The organism is Sorangium sp. So ce1504, assembly GCF_051521635.1.
GTDB classification, from domain to species: Bacteria; Myxococcota_A; Polyangia; order Polyangiales; family Polyangiaceae; genus Sorangium; species Sorangium cellulosum_B.
The window spans coordinates 4,433,700-4,451,131 of record NZ_CP150365.1 but is presented as its reverse complement, the minus strand read 5'-3'; the positions used below and the strand labels follow the sequence as shown (position 1 = coordinate 4,451,131).

The following is a 17,432-nucleotide window of genomic DNA, read 5'->3' as shown; positions in this document are numbered from 1 at the left end:
ATTCACACACCGCTTTCCTCGCCCCAATCACCGACCGCCGCCCACGACATGGTCGCGGTCGATCGCGCCAGCCCGAACCTCCCAGTCCGATCGAGCGCGATGACGCCCCCGGTGATGTCGAGGCGCTCCGCCAGGTGCGCGATGATCCCGCTCGCCGCGTCGACCGCGCCGATGCCCGCGCGCATCCGCTCCACGGCCGAGTGCGCCACGGCGAGCCGGATCATCCCCTCGCCGTGGCCGGTCGTCGACACGGCCCCGGCCTCGTCGTCAGCGTACGTCCCTGCCCCGATGAGGGGCGAGTCCCCCACCCGCCCGACCCGCTTGTTGACCGTGCCGCCCGTGCTCGTCGCCGCGGCGGTGAGCCCGCCCTCGTCGAGCGCCACCGCGCCGACCGTGTTGCCCGCCCAGGAGGTCGCGCGGATGCCTTGCTGGGCCGCCGCGAGCGCCTCCCGGGCCGCCTCCGTGACGAGCGCCGCCTCGCCCACGGGCGTGAACCCCTTCATCCGCGCGAACCGCGCGGCGCCGTGCGCGGCGTACAGCACGTGCCGGCCGTCCTCCAGCGCCGCGCGCGCGATCGCGATCGGCTCGGCGAAATCCGAGAGCGCGCAGACCGCGCCGGCCCTGAGCCCGCGGCCCTCCATGATCGACGCGTCGAGCTCGATGTGGCCTTCCTCGTTCAGGACCGCGCCCGTACCCGCGTTGAAGAGCGGATCGTCCTCGAGGACGCGCACCGCGCGCTCGACCGCGTCGAGCGCGCTCCCTCCCTCGGAGAGCACGCGCGCTCCCTCGCGCGCCGCGCGGAGGCACCCCGCCGCATGCAGCGGCCGCCGCTCCGGAGCGACGTTGCCCGCGCCGCCGTGGACCAGGACGGTGCGCCGCCCGCCGCGCCCGCCCAGAGAATGGATGACGTGCTTCACGATCGTGGCACCCTACCGCGGCGCGCGCCCGGAGGTCCACGCCCACCCGACGCTCACTCGGGCGGGAGCGCGCTCCGCTTGGCCTTGAGATCGTAGGCCATGCCGCACGGCAGCGCCGCGACCACCGGCGCGACGCTGAGCTCTCCAGCGACGAGGTCCTCGCACCGAGACCCCGCCGTGGGCACGAACTCGAAGGACATCGTCGCCTTGAACCCCGCGACGTCATCCCCTCTGCCGCCGAGCTGCCCGAGCGCCCGGTCGCGGCGCTCGACGGAGCACGGCGGCCCCGGCGGCGCGTCGCCCGCGCGCATGTCCACCACCACGCGCCCGTCGATCGAGAAGCTCACCTCGTCGTCGTCGATGACGCCTGCGATCACGCTGGCGCCGTTGTTCCAGTAGAGGGCGCCGTCGCCGCGCGCGAGCTCGACGTCGAACTCCCACAGGCGCTTCGCGCCGAGCGCCCCCTCCCCGCACGTGTTCGCCGTCTGCGTCCCGACCACGTGGAACGCGCCGAGCGCGGCTCCCAGCTCCGGCGCCTCCCGATCCCCGAAGGCGTCGGCGCACGCTGGAAGCAGGGGCAACGCCGGCAGCAGCGCGAGCAGCAGCATCCGCATCGAGCCCGCGTACCAGACGGGCACGGCGCAGGACAAAAAAGCGCTCGCGGGCAATGGAAATAAAAACGGGTCGGGTGCTTCACTCGCACCCGACCCGTCCCGTGGGCCTCTACCGGAGGCCTTCTGGACCCCGCTTGATCCCGCCTGTGCGGCGCCCACCCTGTCCCATCGCGACGAGCGTTCAGCCCCGAAGCGCCGGTGAGAATCGTTGCCGGAAGACCTGAGTCTTCCTCGATTCCCTCTCTGCCGGCCTCGCGGAGGTCGCGATGGCAGTCAACAGGTTATCGAGCGCCGGACCTGGCCGAGCGCGGTAGCGTTTTGCAAGGCCCCGATGACCCTGCGTCCACGCTCCACGAGGGTCAGCCGTTCCCAGCCTCCGGTATAGAAGAGCCACTGGTACTGTGCATGGTGTCCATCCCTCCTCCGGCTTGCCGGCACCCCGCGCCGGATCGAAAGAGATCGTCCGGCATGGCAAGGGTGTTCGATTGCGGATCAGCGGAGAGCCCGCCGATCTGGTGTCGACCCCAGCACCGTGGTGCTCCACGGCAGGACCATCCTGGAGCTGATGCTCCGTCCGAGGCCGAGGACCAGCGTATCACCGCTGTTCAGGCGAGCAAGGGGCTCACGCACCGAAACATCGAAAGCGATTCTCTTCCATTCCATCCATGTCCACCCACGGTCCGCCTGGTCCCACCGCTCCCACCGCGTCTCGCAGCGCAGCCGGGCAGGCGTCGTTCGACGGCGCACGGCGCACGGCGCACGGCGCACGGCGCACGGCGCACGGCGCACGCGGGCAAGCAGGCGTCACCGGAGGAGCAGCCAGGCAGGGCGAGGTGCAAGGCGCGTCTCGGCAGGACGAGGCGCAGCGCGCTCCAGCGAGACGACGTGCCGGACGCAAGCGCGCAGCTGCCGGAACAGGTCCGGTGGAACGACGGCGAGGACGTCGCGCGGCGGGCCGGCGCGCCGTGACCGGGCCCCGCGCGCGTCAGACGTGTGCGAACCAGCTCGCCTCCTCGCCCTCCGGCAGCGCCGTGGCGAGGACCGCGAGCATCGCGTCGATCTCTTCCTTCGTGTGGACCCCGCTGCGCAGGATGGCCGCCGGGCCGTCGCCCCCGGGCACCACGACCGACTCCACGGCGAGCGCGGTGTTGACTCCGTAGCCGTAGGACGCCAGCGTCACGACCGCGGTGGCTTCGCGGTCGTCGAGCAGCCGGCGGATCGTCAGCGTGCGGCGCACGCGCTCGCTGTCTTCGGCCCACGACGCGAGCCACGCGCGCGCCGCCTCGTCGAGGCCGACGAGCACGAGCTGCGCAGGAGGCAGCGCGTCAGGATCGGCCGCGGCGACGGCGGCGCGGTGGAAGCCCCGCACCTCCCGGCACCAGAGCGGCGGCGCGCCGTCGACCCGCACGAGAAAGCCGTAGGGGCCTCGGGCCCCCTCTCGCTCCGAGCCCCCCGAAGAAGCGGAAGAGAAACTGTCGTTCGACACGAAGGGAGACGATACACGAGCTCTGCTCGGCGGAGGAAGCCCGCTCAATTGCGCAGCACGTCGAGCCGACACGGCTCCGCCCCGGTCACACCGGTCACACGCACGCCACCTGGGTACGCCCACCGATGCCCATGGCGCCCACAACGAGAGCGCCACACTCCTGGGATTTCGGCTAAGGTGGCCCCGCCTCCCCCGTGGAGCCCGTCCGGGACGGGGTGCGTCCTGCACCTACGGCGTCTCCCCGGCCGACGGGCTCCGGCCCGCAGCGACGGGTCGGGGCGGCAGCAGCGCCCGACGCCGGGCGCGCTGCCGCGGAAGGCCGGCGAAGAGGCCCGCCGGCGCATCCCGCGTCACCTCGATCCCGATCCGAACCGCAGGCAATGAAGCTCACGTCACAACAAGTCATCGAGATCGTCATCGCGCTCTGCGCCTACTTCGGCGTCGCGTTCGCGCTCAACTGGTTCGCCCCGTCGCGGCTCCGCATGCTCGCGCGGTACAGCACGGTCGCCGCGGGCGTCGCGCTCTTCTTCCATGGTCTGGACCGGTACATCGACGAGCACGCCCGCGCCGTGGACATGGCGAAGGTGGCGATCGCGATGGGCGCCGCGCTCTGCGTCTTCTACGAGACGCACCGCGAGGGGATGCGCCGGCCGATCGCGGAGCGCTGGAAGCGGTTCGCCGGCGTGGCGCTCGGTGTCGCCGCCATCATCGCGTACTTCAACGGCTTCCGCTTCGGCTATCCCAAGTATTACCACCGCTGGGATCAGTTCCATTATTACATGGGGGCCAAGTACTTCCCGGAGATGGGGTACGACGGCCTCTACAAATGCGCGCTGATCGCGCAGGACGAGCTGGGGCTCGTCACGTACACGAACGAGGACACCGGGCGGCAGGTCAAGCTGGACATGTCGAAGGAGGTCCGCCACCCGGACAAGAAGATCCGGAACCTCGGTGGCGACAACCTCCTCATGCCGGCGAGCGAGGTGCTCAGCACGCCCGAGATGTGCAAGGCGCACTTCTCACCGGAGCGCTGGGACGCGTTCAAGGCCGACGTGCAGTTCTTCCGGACAGCCTCGGACAAGGGCTACTGGGAGGACATGCAGAAGGACCACGGCTACAACCCGCCGCCGGTCTGGACGATCATGGGTAAGTTCTGGGCGGACCTCCAGCCGGCCAGCACCCGCTACCTCCAGTTCCTCGCCAGCTTCGATATTTTCTATCTGCTCGGGATGTTCGCCGCCCTCTACTGGGCCTTCGGGTGGCGGGTCTTCGCCGTCGCGGCGATCTTCTGGGGCTGCCAGTCGTCGGCGCCGTTCTACTGGACGGGCGGCGCGTTCCTCCGGCAGGACTGGCTCTTCTACCTGGTCCTCTCGGCCTGCCTCATCCGGAAGCGCTACTTCAAGCTCGCGGGCGCGAGCATGGTCTACGCGGGCCTCCTGCGCATCTTCCCGGGCCTGCCCGTGATCGGCTGGCTCACCGTCGCCGGGATTCACCTCGTCCGCCACAAGCGCATGGCGAGGTCGCACGTGCAGGTGCTGATCGGCGGCGTCCTCGCGGCCGCCGTGCTCATTCCGGTGAGCATGAAGGTCTCGGGCACGGACTCGTACCGGCAGTTCTACGAGCACACGCTCAAGGTGCACGACCAGACGCCGCTGACGAACCACATGGGCCTCCGCGTGCTCGTCGGCCACGAGCCCGGCACGGGCGTCGAGTCCGGCCGCATGAAGTACACGAAGGATACGAAGCTCGTCGATCCGTTCGAGGTCTGGAAACGGATGCGCAACGAGCGCTACGCGAAATACCGCTGGATCGCCTATGGGATCATCGCCGCGAGCCTGGCGGGCTTCGTCTACGTGTGCCGGCGGGTCCGCTCGCTGTGGGTGGCCCAGTGCCTCGCCCAGATCTTCGTCATCCTGCTCTCGCAGCTCACCTGTTATTACTATTCATTCATGATCTTGAGCGCGCCGCTCACCCGGGTGAAGCGCCAGATCGAGGTACCCCTGTTCGGCCTGGCGGCGCTCAGCCAGTTCATCTGGATCACGTTCAACTACAACGACGACAAGTACACTGCGCTCACCGCTGTCTCACTCGCCTTCTGCTATTACCTGCTCTGGATCTTCTCGGGTAAGACGATGCCGTGGGCGCGGCAGCCCGAGCCGGCGAGCGAGGACGGCGGAAAGCCGACGGCCCAGCAGGCCTGAGGCGCTCGCCTCCTGCTGGGTCGCCACGGCAGCGCCTCCCATGCCTGGAAACAAACGATGACAGAAGCAGAGCGAGAGCATCCCGACGAGCGAAGCGACCTCCAGGGAGACGAGGCCCGGCCCAGCGATCCTGGGGCGGCGGCCGACCGCGGGAACACGCCGGCTCCGCCGCGCGGCGACGACCGGGCGGTCCACGCTTTCCGGAAGGTCCCGCGGACGGGCGTCATCTACGTGACGACCGAGGCCGCGCGCCTCGGCTTTAACCCGGGTCGGGACTCCGCGTCCGCGGGTCCCTCCGAGGCAGGCGCCGACGAGGGGACGGACGGCTGGTGCAACCTCGGGCAGGGCCAGCCGGAGACGGGCCCGCTCCCGGGCTCGCCCGCGCGCTGCGCGGCGGTGCCGATCTCCGGAGACGACCAGGAATACGCGCCCGTGGCCGGCCTCTGGGAGCTGCGCGAGGCGATCGCGTCGCTCTACAACCGCGCGTACCGGCGGGGCATGCCGTCGCGCTACACGGCCGAGAACGTGGCGGTGTCGGGCGGGGGTCGCATCGCCCTCACCCGCGCCGCGGCGGCGCTCGGGCAGATCAACCTCGGCCACTTCCTCCCCGATTACACCGCCTACGAGGAGCTGCTCGACGTCTTCCGGCTGTTCTCGCCGATCCCGATCCTGCTCGAGGGCGAACGCGGCTACTCGTTCTCCGTCGGCGACCTGCGCCGCGAGATCCTGGGCCGCGGCCTGAGCGCGATCCTCGCCTCGAACCCCTGCAATCCGACCGGGAAGCACGTGCGCGGCGAGGAGCTCGCCGCCTGGGTCCGCACCGCGAAGGAGCTCGATTGCGCGCTCTTGCTCGACGAGTTCTACTCGCACTACATCTACGGGATGGGCGACGTCGCCCCGATGGAGAGCGCCGCGCGCTACGTCGAGGAGGTCGACCGCGATCCGGTCGTGATCTTCGACGGCCTGACCAAGAACTGGCGCTACCCCGGCTGGCGCGTCACCTGGACGCTGGGGCCGCGCGAGGTCATCGAGGCGGTGGCGAGCGCCGGCAGCTTCCTCGACGGCGGCGGCTCCAAGCCGATGCAGCGCGCCGCGGCAGAGCTGCTTACCATCGAGCACACCCGCGCCGAGACGACGGCCATCCACCGGACGTTCTCACACAAGCGCGAGATCATGCTCGAGGGGCTGCGCAGGATCGGCGTCACGGTCGACGCGGAGCCCGAGGGCACGTTCTACGTCTGGGGCTCGGTCGCGGATCTGCCCCCGGGGCTCTCCGACGGCTACGGCTTCTTCCGGGCGGCCCTCGGGGAGCGGATCATCGTCGTGCCGGGCGAGTTCTTCGACGTCAACCCCGGCAAGCGCCGGGCGGGGCGGCCGTCGCGGTTCCGTCACCACGTCCGATTTTCTTTCGGCCCGAGCGAGGACGTCCTCGTCCGGGCGCTCGGGCGGCTAGAGCGCATGGTAGGCGAGCGTCGCCGGGCCTGACACCGGCGGCGCCGCGCAGGGGAGCGGGAAGACGGGGCCGAGCGCCAGGTCTTGTCGCGCTGCACGTCTTCCGACATGGTGGGGGAGCGCGTGGCCAAAGATCCGTGGAGTGATTGGAACGACGACGACCCCGGTAACTTCCAGCCGGGCGATACGATCGGCCCCTACGAGCTGCTGTTCCCTGCAGCCGTGGGCGGCATGGCCGCCGTGTGGGCTGCGCGGCTCAGGCGGCCCAACGGCTCCGTCCAGATCGTCGCCGTCAAGCTGCTGTCGGACGCGATGCGCGGGGATGACGACGCGCGGGCGATGTTCCTCGACGAGGCGTGCACCGCGTCGCGGATCCTCCACCCGAACGTCGTGCACATCCTCGCGTACGGCGAGGTCCGCGATCGGCCGTACCTCGCGATGGAGTGGATCGACGGCGCCCCGATCGCGAAGATCTTCTCGAACCAGAAGGCGAAGCGCGCGCTCTTGCCCCTCGGCTGGGTGCTCCACGTGATGATCGACGCGTGCGCCGGGCTGCACGCGGCGCACGAGGTCCGCGACGACACGGGCGAGCTCCTCAACCTGATCCACCGCGACGTCACGCCGGAGAACGTGATGGTGACGTTCGACGGCATGGTCAAGGTCGTCGACTTCGGCGTCGCGAAGACGCGGGCGCGCGCGCAGACCAGCCGCGTCGGCGCGATCAAGGGCAAGACCGGGTATTTCTCGCCCGAGCAGGTCATGGGCGGGGCGCTCGACCGCCGCAGCGATCTCTTCTCGATGGGCGTGCTGCTCTACCTGCTGGTGACGGGCCACACGCCGTTCCGCGGCAAGGGCCCGCTGGAGGCGATGCAGCAGATCGCCAACCGCAACCCGCAGCCGCCGCGCGAGATCATGCCCGAGGTCCACCCGGAGCTCGACCGCATCATCATGCGGGCGCTCGCCAAGAACCCGAACGAACGGTACCAGACGGCCGCGGAGCTGCGCCGCGATCTCGAGCAGGTGAGCGCCGCGGTCCGCGAGAGCTACACCGACAAACAGGTGGGCCAGCTCGTCCGCGATCTGCTCCCCGGGGTCGCCGAGGCACGCAAGGAGCGGATCGATCAGGCGCTCGACGAGCTCGACCGGATCCTCGCCGAGCGCGCCCACCCTCAGAAGCCGCAGGCCTCGCGCCCCGAGGACGCGACCGAGGTGATGCTGCGGCGCATCTCCATGCTGCCGATCCTGCAGGACGGCCCGGAGGCGACGGAGGGCGGCGGCGCGGCCGACGCGGCGCCGCCCTCGTCCCCGGCAGGCCCCGCGAGCTCGCGCATGTCGGGGCCGGCCAGCTCGCGCATGTCGGGACCCGCGAGCTCGCGCATGTCGGGACCCGCGAGCTCGCGCATGTCGGGGCCGGCCAGCTCGCGCATGCCGGCGCCGACGAGCCCGCGCCGCGCGAACGCCGACCCGATGCGCAAGTCGAATCCGGACGCGACGCGCAAATCGACCCCGGATGCGACCCGCAAGTCGAACCCCGACGGCGCAGGCTCGCCGCTCGATTTCCCAGCGGGGCTTTCGCCGCTGCCGCTGCTCCCGCCGCCGCTGCACGTGGGGCCGCCGGTGCCCCCGGGGCCGGCGGCTTACGTCGGTCCGGCGGCGCACGCGAGCGGCCCCACGAGCGCTGTCGCGTCCGCGCCCGAGCGCCGCGCGTCCCCTCCCGCGAAGGGCTCCTTCGTCCGCATGGCGTTGCTCGCGCTGATCGTCCTGGGCGTGGTCGCGGCCGTTGCGTTCCTGCTGCTCGCGCGTTCCGGCCGCATGCCGCTCGGCGGTGTGGTGGTGCCTTCCGCCAGCCCCAGCGCGTCCGCACCGACGGTGCAAGCGCCCGATGCCGGCGCCGATGCCGCGGCGACGCCGAACGCGGCAGCGACGGCGTCGACGGTCGCGAGCGACGCCGTCGCGGACGCCGCGGCCCCGACCGATGCAGCCGCAGCCGAGCTGATCGCCGACGCGGCCGCCCCGGCCGACGCGTCCGCCCTGGCCGACGCGGCCGCGGACGCCGCGGTGCCCGCCGATGCAGCCACCCCCGGGCAGCCGGCGTACGTCCCCGGCGCCGCACCCGCGCCGGGGACGCCGTACCCGGGCTCCTCGGTCACCCCTGCGCCGCGCGTCCCAGGGCCTCTGCCCACGCCGTCCGTCACCGGGTGGCCTCCGCCACGGCCCGCGAGCCAGCCCGGACTGCCGGCGACTCCGCCCGCCTCCACGCTGCCGCGCGGGCCCGTCCCCGGCCAGGCGCCGCCGCGGCCGCGCCCCGCTGCGCCCCCCCTCGACCTGGCGCCGCGGTAGCGCCTCCGGACCGGGCGCGGCTGCCTCCCCCGCAGCCCGCGCGGCCGGCGCATCGCGCTCAGTCCTCCTTCGGCTTCTCCGGCTGCGCCTCGCCGGGCGGCGGGGGCGGAGTGGCGCGGGCCGCAGCTTTCTTCAGCGACGACTCCGCGAGCGACACCAGCATGGCGAGGTTCACCGGCTTCGAGAGCAGGAAGATCGCGTGCCGTCGCAGCGCGCGGATGCGAGCCTGCTGCGACTCATCTGCCGTCACGACGAAGACGGGCGTGTCGCGGTTCAGCGCTCCCTTGGCCGAGAGCGACTCGAGCACGCTGAAGCCGTCGATCAGCGGCATGTGCAGATCGAGCACCACGAGATCGAACTTGCGCGCGGAGAGCCGGCGCAGCGCCGGCGCCCCGCCGTTCGCCTCCTCGACGTCGCCCAGCGTACGGAGCGAACGCGCAAACATGGCCCGGATCGCGGCGTCGTCGTCGATGACGAGGATGCACGTCACAGCGTCATGCTCGCACGGCCGCAGAAGCGCTGGAAGCCCGCCGCCAGCCCCCGCATCGCCCGGAGCGCGCGTACGCAACCGTGCGCAGCGCCGGTCTCCAACTCGCGGCGTCGCCTCCAGTCCCGCGGCTGCTTCGCGCCCCCGCGTCCGCCTGCGCTCGGCGTGACCTCGCGCGCCACGCGATCGGGGCGACGAACGCCCGGCGCGCGCAACGCAGACGGACGCGTCGCCAGCGCAGATCCCGTGTTCAGCGGTCCTGGTCGAGACATGGACGCCACGTACGGGCTGCGGTAAACGCGGAGCTGGACGTCATCGACCCCGCGCACCGCAAAGGAACGATCCCATGGGCAAGTTCACCCTCACACACGAGATCAACTGCAACCTCGAGACGTTCTGGAAGCTGTTCCTGGACAAGACATTCAACGAGGAGCTCTACAGGAAGGAGCTCGGCTTCCCCGAGTTCACGATCACGGAGCAGGTCGAGACGGCGACGGAAATCATCCGGAGGTCGGCCGGGAAGCCGAAGATGAATTTGCCCGGCCCCGTCGAGAAGCTGCTCGGCTCCGGGTTCCGCTACACCGAAGAGGGCAGGCTGAACAAGGCGACGAACGTGTGGACCTTCAAGCTGACGCCAAGCACCCTGGCCGACAAGATGCGGAACGAAGGCGTGGTGCGCGCCGAGGCCATCGGCGACAACAAGGTGCGTCGGATCGCCGAGATCACGATCGAAGCGAAGGTGTTCGGCGTCGGCGGCATGCTCGAGAGCAGCGCCGAGAAGGAGCTGCGGCAAGGGTGGGAGGTCAGCGCGGTCTTCATGAACAAGTGGATCGCCCAGGGCAAAACGGCTTAGCCGGGCCGGTGGCGATCGGCTGGCCCCTGCCGCGCACCGCCTGGGGCGCCTGACGCCGGCGCTGCCCGACGAACGGACGGCGACGCCGACGAGAGGGGGACGAGAGGGGATCGCGAGCGGCCGTCTCGCGGCCTCCATCCCGCGAACAAGCGAGGGCGCACCCCTGCACGTCCAGGGTCAAAGCGGGAGATCTGCGGCTCCCGCTCTTGCTGTGGTGGCGTACGGGAACCAGGGCCACGGCATGGAGCACGTCGTCATCATCGGTGCCGGCTTCGGCGGCCTCTACGCGGCGCGGGCGCTCCGGCGCGAGCCGGTACGGGTGACCGTGATCGACCGGCACAACCATCACACGTTCCAGCCCCTCCTGTATCAGGTCGCGACGGCGGGCCTGAGCGCGAGCGACATCGCCACGCCCATCCGCCACGTGCTGCGCAAGCAGAAGAACACGAGCGTGATCCTCGCCGAGGTGAAGGCGATCGATCCCGTCCAGAAGCGGGTGATCTTCGAGGACGGCGAGCTCGGCTACGACAAGCTGATCGTCGCGGCCGGGGCGTCGCATTCGTACTTCGGGAACGACGCGTGGGCGGCCGTCGCGCCCGGGCTCAAGACCATCGAGGACGCGCTCGAGATCCGCCGGCGCGTCCTCCTCGCCTTCGAGGCGGCCGAGCGCGAGCCCGATCCGGCGCGGCGGAGCGCCTGGATGACGTTCGTGGTGGTCGGCGCGGGCCCGACGGGCGTCGAGCTCGCCGGCGCCCTCTCGGAGCTCGCGAGGCACACGCTCAGGCGCGAGTTCCGGCACATCGATCCGAGCAAGGCCCGCATCCTCCTGCTGGAAGGGGCCGGGCAGGTGCTGCCGTCGTACGTGCCGGAGCTCGGCGAGAAGGCGCGACAGCAGCTGGCCGCGCTCAACGTGGAGGTGCGGACGAACTGCCGCGTCACCGACATCGACGAGGAGGGGGTCTCGATCGGCGACAAGCGGATCGAGGCCAGGACCGTGCTCTGGGGGGCCGGCGTGGCGGCCTCGGCCATCGCCCGCACCCTCGGAGCGCCGCTCGACCGGGCAGGGCGCGTGCTGGTGGCGCCGGACCTGACGGTGCCGGGTCACGAGGACATCTACGTGATCGGCGACCTCGCGTCGCTGAAGCAGGAGGACGGGACGCCCGTGCCCGGCGTGGCGCCCGCGGCGATCCAGGGAGGGCGCCACGCCGCGCGCTGCATCGCGCGCACCCTGCGGGGGCTGCCGCGGCTGCCGTTCCGGTACAACGACCGGGGATCCCTGGCGACGATCGGGCGCGCCGCGGCGGTCGCCGACTTCGGCAAGCTGAAGCTCTCCGGGTTCCTGGCGTGGCTCGCGTGGCTGTTCGTCCATATCCTCTTCCTGATCGGCTTCCGTAACCGCTTCCTGGTGCTGTTCTCGTGGGCCCTCTCCTACGTGACCTACCAGCGCGCCTCGCGGTTGATCACGGGCGAGATCCCGCCGCTCCTGGAGGACCATCACGCGCCGGAGCTCGAGGCGCGCATGGACGGTGGCGCCGTGAGGAGGCACCAGCCGATGGAGCCCGCGCGCACGCGCGCATAGGCGGCGCCAGAGAGCACACACGCCGCCCGCCGGCGTCCTGCGCTCGTCTGGACCTCGGCGACGGAGCTGCGTTAGCGTCATTGATCATGACGACCCATCCCGGACAGGGCGCCTCGACGCACCCGTGGCGAGCGCTCCTCGCCAGCGCAGCACCTCTCGCCGCACTCCTGCTCAGCGCCCCCTCCGCCTTCGCGCAGGCGCCTCCTGCTGCGTCCTCGCCGCGCGCAGGCGCCCCTGCCGGCGCCGAGCCGCAGCCCGCGCCCCACGGGGCCCCTGCGCCGTACGGCGCGCCTGCCCCGTATGGGCAACAGCCCGGCTACTACCCGCCTCCGGGATACGCCCCGCCTCCGGGATACGCCCCGCCTCCGGGATATGCCCCGCCTCCGGGATACGCCCCGCCTCCGGGCTACGCCCCGCCTCCGGGATACGCCTCGCCTTCCGGCTCGTATCCGGTTGGCCCGAGGATCATGAACTACGAGGAAGGGCAGGCCGTCCCGGAAGGTTACCGCGTCGAGGAGAGGGCGCGCCGCGGCCTGGTCATCGGCGGCGCCGTGACGTTCGGCGTCACCTACATCCTCTCGGCGATGGTCGGGCTCGTGGCGGAGAGCGCTGACAGGGCGAGCGGCGGAAGCGGCGAGAGCTACCTCCCGCTCTACATCCCGCTCGCCGGCCCCTTCATCACCGTCGGCACCGCCGATGCGAAGGGCGGCGGCGTCTTCGTCCTCATGGTCGACGGGCTGGCTCAGGTCGCCGGGGCCGCGATGTTCATCGGCGGCCTCGCCGCGCCGGAGAAGAAGCTCGTCCGCAACGACGTCGCCCTGTCGGTGAAGCCGATCGTCACGGGCGACACCGTCGGGCTCGGCGTCTCCGGCTCGCTCTGAGCGCGCGCCGCCCGCGGCCCGGCGTCACGGCACGACGGGCGGCGTCTCATCCATCGTCTTGACGGCGCGCTTGGCCCTGCGGCGCACGTCGACGTGCAGCGACTCGTCGAAGTTGATGGCCGAGAACGCCGCCCGCGCCTCGATGTTCTTGCCGAGCGCGGCGTACGCCTCGGCCTCGTTCCATCGCAGCTTCCAGTCGCGCTTCGCGAGGTCCGAGAGCTTCGCGGCATCGGCGATGATGTCCGGGTACCGCTGCTGCTTCCCGAGCTCGGTCCAGTACTCGGCCCGGAGGTCGTCGTCCCCGGGCGCGAGCGCGACGGCCGCCGCGAAGCCCGCGAGCGCGTCGTCGATCCGACCTGCGACCAGCTCGGCGCGGGCGAGCGAGCGGCGCGCGCCGGCGCTCTCGGGGTGAGCCGCGACGAAGGCGGCGAGCGCGGGGATCGCCTCGTTGACCTTCTGGATGTCCGCGGGATCGCTCGGCCAGAACCGGAGCGAGAGCGCGGCGAGGTCGCCTGGGTCGCTCTCGAGCGCGCGCTCGACCGCGGCGGGCACCTCCGCTCCGCGGCCCGCCTGGGACAGGCACTTGGCGAGCTCGACCCAGGCGCCCGACGAGGACGGCGCCGTCGCGACGAAGGCCTCGGCCGCGGCGAGCGCCTCGTCGGTGCGCCCGAGCGATCGGAGCGCGGCGATCCGCGCGAGGTGCGCGCGCTCGCGGCTCGCCCCTTCGCCCGAGGCGGCGACGGCGCGCTCCGCTGCGGCCAGCGCGACGTCGTGGCGGAGCTCGCGCTCGTGGTAGGCGAGCTGCTCGAGATAGAAGGCGCCGTCGCGCGGCGCCGCGTCCCACTGGCCCGCGAGGTACTCGAGCACCGCGTCGGAGCGCACGTAGACGAGCGAGGCCGCGTCGCGCGGGTTCTCGTAGATCGGCAGGAGGACCCCGAGCTGGACCATCGCGTCCAGCGCCGGCTGGCAGTCGGGCTTCGCCTCGAGCGCGAGCACCATCTCGTCGAGGGCGGCGTCCTTCTTCTGCATCGCCAGGTGCACTTGCCCGAGCGCCACGTGGTAGTCGGCGTCCCCCTGGAACGTCTTTCGGATCGCCTGGAAGCTCTTCAGCGCCGCGGGGTGATCGCCCATGTTCGCCTGCGCCGAGGCGAGGTTCAGCCGCGCGGCGTGATCGTCGGGATCCATCGTGATGATGCGCTTGAGCGCCGAGATCGCCTTCTCGTAATCGCGCTCGCCGAACGCCTTCTGCGCGCGCTCCCAGACCGGAGCCTTGTCGAGGAACGCCTCGAACTGCGAGACGAGCGTGCTGTTCTGCTTGCGCCAGACGCCGCTCTTGCCGGGCTCGGAGTTCGTGAGGAAGTCTTTGATCCACTTGCGGGCGGCGTCGATGCTGAGCCCCTTGTCAGCCAGCCCTTCGAACTCCCCTCGAGGCACCGGCATGCGCGCGGGGATCCCCTGCCGGCGCGCCGTGGTCTCATCCAGGCCGATCAGCACCCAGTCGCTTTGCTCGCTCATGATCCAAGGACGGTAGCCGCCGTGCCCCGCCGGGATCAAGCGACGTCTCGGCGCGTCGGGTGCGCTCGCGCGCGCGCGCAGCGGCGCTTCAGGAATAGAACCAGGCCAGCAAGACGAACGCCATGAAGGCCGCCGCCGCGACGGCGAGCGCGAGCGCGCGCGGCACGCCGAGGAGCATCGGCCGGAGGCTGGCCTGAAACGCGACAGCGTCCGCGGCGGTGGGCGGGCCGATCGCGTCGCCCGCAGCGTCACCCCGGACGGCGAGCGCGGCGGATGGCACGCCTGCCGCGTCGCTCCTCGCGGGGTCGGCGCCCATGAACGGCTGGGCCGCGCCCGCATCCCCGGGCGTCGGAGTGAGCCGATGCTGGGCCGCGCTCACGTCCCCGGGCGCCGGAGTGAGCCGATGCGGGGGCGCGCCGAAATCCGAGGGCCTCGACGCGGCCGGTGACGCCAGGTGCTCGAGGCCGAGCTGGGCGAGGATGGCCCGCTGCTCGTTGCCCCACGCGACAGGCAGCGCCGTCGTCTCGGGCGCGAGCGTGAGCGGCGCGGACATCACCTTGTGCATCGCCCGCTCGAGCGCGAGCGCCTCGTCGAGGCGGTGCGACGCGCGCTCCGGGGCGGCGCTCGCGGAGAGGCGCAGCGCCTCGGTGGCCATCTCGGAGAGGTGAGCAGCCACCTTGGCCAGCGCCAGCTTGCGCTCGGCGTGGGCGACCGCGAAGCGCGCCTCCTCGCGGAGCCGGAGCGCCTCGGTCGTGAGGCGGTCGACCTCCGCGTGCAGCGGCCTCGCCCCTGCCGGCACGCCCTGCGCCGTGAGCGGTGTGTCGGCGTCGTGATCCACGGAGAACGCGGCCACGGGAGAGATCGAGGGCGTCGCCTCGTTCCCGGACGTCGCGCGCAGCTCGTTCCCCGACACCGGCAGCGGCTCGCTGTCCCGATCGGTGAGGGATCCGTACGAGGGCAGGCTGCTGCGGCGCCGTCCTCCGCCCGAGCTGGAGGACCCGGGATCTGCGCGCACCCTGCCGTTGCTGCCGACGACGACCGTCGCCTCGTCGGCCGTCTCGGAGGCCATCGGTCCGCGCCGGCCGAGGTCGTCGTCCGCGGCGTCCGCCTCGCGCGGCGTGAGGCCGGTCGGCGACGGGGACAGCGTCCCGCGGCGCGCCTCGATGTCGGTCGCGTCGTCGTTCTGAGCGCGCGCGCCCCCGCTGCCGCGGAGCCGACCGGGGGCGTTCGCCCCCCTGCCCCGCGGATCGGCCGAGGGCCGGCGCGGGATCGCCTCGGCTGTCGAGAGCGAGGGGCGCGGCGCCTTGGCGACCCCGGCGAAGCCGCCGGTGACGGCGCGCTCGAACCAGCGCATCTGTCTCATCGCGTTGCGCCGCACGAAGCGCCCGAGCGCCTCCTCGTTCCCCTCGTGGTACCCGTGGCTGTGTAGCCAGCCCTCCAGCCGAGCGAGGATCTCGTCCGCGCTCTGGAAGCGCGACGGCGGGTCCCTCTCGAGACAGCGCATCACGATCGACACGAGCTCCTTGTCGATCTTCGGCCGGAGCTCCCGCAGGTCGGCCGCTGGCTGCGTCGACATGCTCCGCAAGAGCTCGTAGTCGCTCGTCGACGGCCACGGGTGCTTGCCGGTGAAGAGCTCGAACAGCACGACGCCGAGCGAGAACAGGTCGGAGCGCCTGTCGGCGGCGCCCCCGCGGGCCTGCTCCGGCGCCATGTACGTCGTCACGCGCCGGCGCGCTCCGACGGCCGTCGTCATCACGCGGAGCGACGATTTGGCGAGCCCGAAATCGGCGATCTTCACCTCGCCCTGGAACCCCACGAGCACGTTGCCCGGCGTCAGATCGCGGTGCACGAGGTTGAGCAGCGCGCCGGCAGGCGAGCGGAGCTCGTGCGCCGCGCTGAGCCCGCGGCAGAGCGTCGCGCCGACGTGGACGACGAGCCGCTCGGAGAACATCTCGCCGGTGTCGAAGACGGTCTTCATGAGCCGCGCGAGGCTCACGCCCTGCACGAGCTCGACGGCGAAGTACCACCCCTGCTCGTCCGTCCCCCAGCCGGCGACCTCGACCACGTTCGGGTGCTTGAGCGCCGCGGTCGTGCGCACCTCGTCGAGGAACCGGGTGGAGACGTTCTGATCCTCGGCGAAGTGCGGGTGCAGCCGCTTGACGGCGAGCAGCTCCCCAGGCCGGTGCGGACCTGCCGACCTGCAGAGATCAACGCGGGTGGTGGCCCCGGACGCAATCTCGGCAAGGAACTGGAACGAGAGCGCAGCCGGCGCGGGCTCGGGGAGCCGAGACATGCACGGAGAAGTCTAGCGGGCGACGGCCCCCACCGGAAAGAGCCTCAGAGACCCGCGCGCACCGCGGCGATCGCGGCGGCGACCCCGGAGGGGGTGGCCTTGAGGTGCACGTCCAGGTGGTCATCCTTGGTCTTGAGCGCACGGACACCGAGCACCGGCGCGCAGATGCGCAGCGCCCGCACGACCGTCGGATTCCCGCCGAGGGCCGGGATTTTGAGGAGATCCAGGGAAATCCTGTCACCCTTCGCGTCGATCAGCGCGGCGGGCCGCTTGGGCATGAAGGAGACGAGATCGCCCGGCTTGTTCAGGTCGATCGCCCCCGAGCCGATCAGCCCGGCGATCGGCGAGGCCTCGTCGCCCAGCACCTGCAGCTTGAGGTCGGCGATCCGCAGGCCGACCTGGATCGCGTCCGCGCGCACGTCGAGCTCCTCGGCGAAGGCCGTGAACGAGGCCCGGATCGGGGCGCCCATGATCTTCACCGTCAGGGCGAGGCGCAGGCCCGGGGGCGCGGCCTCGATCACGATGTCCTTCGGCGCGCGCTTGCCGCCGCTGAGCTCTCGCGCCAGATAGCGCAGCGCATCGATCGGGACGCCGAACCGCAGGCGGAGCGCGCCGCGGAGCGCCCTCGCGATCTCCTCGGGGTGCGCCTTGAGATAGTCACCGGTGTGGCGAAGCAAGACCTTCGGATCGGGCTTGGGCATCGTTGGGGCCGCTACGATTGCCCGGAGTCGGGCCAGCGCGCAAGGGGCGAGCGCGGTCCCCCGGGAGGCCCTCGATGACCGGAGGTCGCTGTTCGAACGGGGGCGACTCGGTC

At 71.9% G+C, this 17,432-nt stretch carries 13 protein-coding genes; 6 read left to right on the top strand and 7 right to left on the bottom strand.

The genetic code is table 11. The features are described 5' to 3' along the window. Positions 1-2: 2 nt before the first annotated feature. The 3 genes from WMF39_RS16785 to WMF39_RS16775 form a co-directional block, all read right to left on the bottom strand. On the bottom strand, positions 3-917 hold the full coding sequence (locus tag WMF39_RS16785) for an isoaspartyl peptidase/L-asparaginase (RefSeq protein WP_437746496.1): 915 nt from the start codon (positions 915-917) through the stop codon (positions 3-5). A gap of 53 nt (positions 918-970) precedes the next feature. Continuing rightward, positions 971-1,555 carry a hypothetical protein gene (locus WMF39_RS16780; RefSeq protein ID WP_437746495.1) on the bottom strand — a complete coding sequence of 195 codons (585 nt, stop codon included), beginning with the start codon at positions 1,553-1,555 and terminating at the stop codon, positions 971-973. A gap of 961 nt (positions 1,556-2,516) precedes the next feature. After that, complete coding sequence (locus WMF39_RS16775) at positions 2,517-3,017, bottom strand: hypothetical protein (RefSeq protein ID WP_162143993.1); 501 nt, start codon at positions 3,015-3,017, stop codon at positions 2,517-2,519. 380 nt (positions 3,018-3,397) lie between these two features. On the opposite strand from WMF39_RS16775, the gene WMF39_RS16770 reads away from it, so the two are divergent. From WMF39_RS16770 to WMF39_RS16760, 3 genes are all read left to right on the top strand, one after another. Then, the gene (locus WMF39_RS16770; protein WP_437746494.1) at positions 3,398-5,218 is read left to right on the top strand and encodes a hypothetical protein; all 1,821 of its coding nucleotides are present in this window, start codon (positions 3,398-3,400) and stop codon (positions 5,216-5,218) included. A gap of 57 nt (positions 5,219-5,275) precedes the next feature. Then, positions 5,276-6,703, top strand: coding sequence for a pyridoxal phosphate-dependent aminotransferase (locus tag WMF39_RS16765; protein ID WP_437746493.1), 1,428 nt, complete (start codon positions 5,276-5,278; stop codon positions 6,701-6,703). Positions 6,704-6,793: 90 nt separating this feature from the next. Beyond that, positions 6,794-9,010, top strand: a complete 2,217-nt coding sequence (locus WMF39_RS16760; protein WP_437746492.1) for a protein kinase domain-containing protein — start codon at positions 6,794-6,796, stop codon at positions 9,008-9,010. Between the two features lie 58 nt (positions 9,011-9,068). Here WMF39_RS16760 and WMF39_RS16755 read toward each other — a convergent pair whose 3' ends face one another. Further along, a complete protein-coding gene (locus WMF39_RS16755; RefSeq protein ID WP_437746491.1) occupies positions 9,069-9,500 on the bottom strand; it encodes a response regulator in 432 nt (143 codons plus the stop codon). A 343-nt stretch (positions 9,501-9,843) separates the two neighbouring features. Between WMF39_RS16755 and WMF39_RS16750 the strand changes: the two genes are divergently transcribed. From WMF39_RS16750 to WMF39_RS16740, 3 genes are all read left to right on the top strand, one after another. Beyond that, positions 9,844-10,350 (top strand): DUF2505 domain-containing protein, encoded by a 507-nt coding sequence (locus WMF39_RS16750; RefSeq protein WP_437746490.1) that lies wholly within the window; start codon positions 9,844-9,846, stop codon positions 10,348-10,350. Between the two features lie 241 nt (positions 10,351-10,591). After that, positions 10,592-11,929, top strand: a complete 1,338-nt coding sequence (locus tag WMF39_RS16745; RefSeq protein WP_437747990.1) for an NAD(P)/FAD-dependent oxidoreductase — start codon at positions 10,592-10,594, stop codon at positions 11,927-11,929. A gap of 86 nt (positions 11,930-12,015) precedes the next feature. Further along, the gene (locus WMF39_RS16740; protein ID WP_437746489.1) at positions 12,016-12,810 is read left to right on the top strand and encodes a hypothetical protein; all 795 of its coding nucleotides are present in this window, start codon (positions 12,016-12,018) and stop codon (positions 12,808-12,810) included. 24 nt (positions 12,811-12,834) lie between these two features. On the opposite strand, the gene WMF39_RS16735 is transcribed toward WMF39_RS16740, so the two are convergent. The 3 genes from WMF39_RS16735 to WMF39_RS16725 form a co-directional block, all read right to left on the bottom strand. Continuing rightward, the gene (locus WMF39_RS16735) at positions 12,835-14,325 is read right to left on the bottom strand and encodes a tetratricopeptide repeat protein (protein WP_437746488.1); all 1,491 of its coding nucleotides are present in this window, start codon (positions 14,323-14,325) and stop codon (positions 12,835-12,837) included. An 88-nt stretch (positions 14,326-14,413) separates the two neighbouring features. Further along, positions 14,414-16,618, bottom strand: a complete 2,205-nt coding sequence (locus WMF39_RS16730; RefSeq protein WP_437746487.1) for a protein kinase domain-containing protein — start codon at positions 16,616-16,618, stop codon at positions 14,414-14,416. Between the two features lie 44 nt (positions 16,619-16,662). Beyond that, positions 16,663-17,319 carry a hypothetical protein gene (locus tag WMF39_RS16725; protein WP_437746486.1) on the bottom strand — a complete coding sequence of 219 codons (657 nt, stop codon included), beginning with the start codon at positions 17,317-17,319 and terminating at the stop codon, positions 16,663-16,665. Positions 17,320-17,432 lie beyond the last annotated feature (113 nt).